This is a genomic window from Phyllobacterium sp. P5_D12, from assembly GCF_054049495.1.
In genome coordinates, this window is sequence record NZ_JBFUMG010000556.1 from 1 (window position 1) to 2,889 (window position 2,889).

General features: G+C 59.2%; 3 protein-coding genes. All 3 read left to right on the forward strand.

Going from position 1 to position 2,889, the window contains the following annotated elements; genetic code table 11:
- Positions 1-995 (forward strand): ABC transporter ATP-binding protein (locus ACXJ5O_RS23410; protein WP_457301998.1); only part of this gene is annotated, 995 nt, incomplete at its 5' end.
- The gene (locus ACXJ5O_RS23415) at positions 992-1,945 is read left to right on the forward strand and encodes an ABC transporter permease (RefSeq protein ID WP_457301999.1); all 954 of its coding nucleotides are present in this window, start codon (positions 992-994) and stop codon (positions 1,943-1,945) included. The genes ACXJ5O_RS23410 and ACXJ5O_RS23415, both read left to right, overlap by 4 nt.
- A complete protein-coding gene (locus ACXJ5O_RS23420) occupies positions 1,935-2,750 on the forward strand; it encodes an ABC transporter permease (RefSeq protein ID WP_457302000.1) in 816 nt (271 codons plus the stop codon). The genes ACXJ5O_RS23415 and ACXJ5O_RS23420 overlap by 11 nt, the downstream gene beginning before the upstream one ends.
- Positions 2,751-2,889 lie beyond the last annotated feature (139 nt).

Sequence of the window (2,889 nt, forward strand, 5' to 3'; positions counted from 1 at the left end):
CTGCTGTGCTGTTCGAAAACGTATCGCGTCACTTCGGTGCTGTGCGCGCCGTGGACGCTGTCGATCTTGCCGTTGCGGAAGGTGAGTTTTTTGCCATGCTTGGCCCCTCCGGCTCGGGCAAGACCACTTGCCTGCGCCTGATGGCGGGGTTCGAACAGCCGACAGCCGGACATATCGAGATTTTCGGCGAGACCGCCGAAGGTGTGCCGCCCTACCGCCGCAGCGTCAACACGGTCTTTCAGGATTACGCGCTGTTCCCTCACTTAAGTATCCTCGACAACGTCGCCTATGGTCTCATGGTCAAGGGCGTCGCCAAGGAGGAAAGGCGCCAAGCGGCGGAAGACGCGCTCGCCATGGTCAAACTGCCCGGATACGGCGTGCGTCGTCCGGGGCAGCTTTCCGGCGGTCAGCGCCAGCGCGTCGCGCTCGCTCGGGCCCTCGTCAACAAGCCGAAGGTGCTGCTGCTGGACGAACCGCTTGGCGCACTCGATCTGAAGTTGCGCGAGCAGATGCAGGAGGAACTCAAATCCTTGCAGAAGTCCCTCGGCATCACCTTTGTTTTCGTCACCCATGACCAAGGCGAAGCATTGTCGATGGCGGATCGCATCGCTGTATTCAACGATGGCAGAATTCAACAGCTCGGGACGCCGGAAGAAGTCTACAAGCAGCCGCGAACACGTTTCGTCGCCGATTTCGTCGGTTCGTCAAATATCTTGCCGCCCGAGTTCGTTGCGCAGCTGGGTGCGGCACCGCAATTTGCCAGCCTGAGGCCCGAAGCGATCTCGCTGGGCCAAAGCGGCAATGGCAGGCTTGTCGTTGATGGCACTGTCCTGTCGCGCAGCTTCCTCGGCGCGGCAAACCGCGTGCTGGTTATTGTCAACGGCACCAAAATCAATGTCATGAGCCCGGCAGCCACTTCAACTCCCGCCGAGGGCGACCCGGTGAAGCTAAGCTTCGATCGCGCCGACCTGCATTTGATGGAGGCGCCGTCATGAGCGCCATCGTTCAACAACACGCGATCGAGACCGGACGCGGCAGTATGGCAGGGCGCGTCTCGGACTTCCTCTGGAAACACCCGCATGTGTTTCTCACCATTCTGCTCGGCCCGCCGCTGCTCTGGCTCGGCATCATTTATCTCGGCTCATTGCTCGCCTTGCTGCTGCAGAGCTTCTTTTCGATCGACGATTATTCCGGCCTGATCAATTATGAGTTCACGCTCGCCACTTATAGGCAGCTGCTGAACGATGCCAATTTCGACATCATCATCCGCACCATATTGATGGCGGCGATCGTGACATTGTTTTCCGCGGTCATCGCGTTCCCCATCGCCTATTATGCCGCCCGCTACGCCAGGGGAAAATGGAAAGCCATCTTCTATCTCGGCGTCATGCTGCCACTCTGGTCCAGCTATCTCGTCAAGATCTACGCGTGGAAACTCATCCTCGCCAAGGAAGGCATTCTCACCTGGCTCGTGACCAAGCTGAACCTTCTCTGGCTGCTCGACGCATGGCTCTCGCTCCCTGTCATCGGCGGCAACTCCCTGTCGGTGAGTTATACGGGCACCTTCATTGTCTTCGTCTACGTCTGGATGCCGTTCATGATCCTGCCCATCCAGGCAGCACTGGAGCGTGTCCCGACCAATCTCATCGAGGCGTCATCCGATCTCGGCGGCACGCCGCAACAAACGTTCCGCCATGTGCTGTTTCCCCTCGCGCTTCCCGGTATCGTCGCCGGATCGATCTTCACGTTCTCGCTGACGCTTGGCGACTATATCATCCCGCAGATCATCGGTTCGTCGCGGCTGTTCATCGGCCAGGCGGTGTATGCTCAGCAGGGCACAGCGGGGAATATCCCGCTGGCCGCCGCCTTCACGGTGGTGCCAATCATCATCATGGGACTGTATTTGTGGATGGCGCGGAGAATGGGGGCCTTCGATGCGCTCTGACAAATCCACATCCGCTCCCCTTGGCCTGAAGCTAGCTGCCGCGGGCGGGCTACTGTTCCTGCATCTGCCGCTGCTGTTRATCTTTCTCTACGCCTTCACCACCGAGGAGAAGAGTTATCAGTTTCCGCCGCCCGGCCTCACTCTTAAATGGTTTGCGGTGACGTGGGAGCGGGCCGACGTCTGGCAGGCTCTGTGGCTATCGGTGCGCGTCGCTTCGATCTCGACGATGATCGCTCTGGTGCTCGGCACGCTCTGCGCCGCCGCAGTCAGCCAGACCCGCTTCTTCGGACGTGAGACGATATCTCTTCTCGTGATCCTGCCGATCGCCCTGCCCGGTATCATTACCGGCATAGCTCTCCGCTCGGCATTCAGCCTGGCGGATATCCCGTTTTCATTCTGGACCATCGTGCTTGGTCACGCGACTTTCTGTATCGTCGTTGTCTACAACAATGCTGTCGCGCGCTTCCGCCGTGTGTCCGGCTCTCTGATGGAAGCTTCGATGGACCTCGGCGCCAATGGCTTCCAKACATTTCGTTTTATTATCCTGCCGAATAYCGGTACCGCGCTGCTTGCGGGCGGCATGCTCGCCTTCGCGCTTTCCTTCGACGAGGTCATCGTCACCACGTTCACTGGCGGACAGCAATCCACGCTGCCGATATGGATGCTGCAGGAATTGATCCGCCCGCGCCAACGACCGGTTACCAATGTGGTTGCCATGCTCGTGGTGATTGTCACTTTCCTGCCGATACTCGGCGCCTACTACCTCACACGTGACGGCGACCAGATCGCCGGCTCAGGCAAATAACATGGGAGAACATGTCATGGACACGAAACTGCTGATCGGTTCAAAGTTCGAAGCCGGAACGGAAGCGGAGGAGCATGTGCTCAACCCGAAGACCGGCGCCAAGATCATCGACCTCGCCGAGGCMTCCCATGGCCAGATC

Bases quoted from the DNA above. Each gene is read 5' to 3' on its own strand.
- ACXJ5O_RS23415 (WP_457301999.1), top strand. From the start codon at position 992: ATGAGCGCCATCGTTCAACAACACGCGATCGAGACCGGACGCGGCAGT.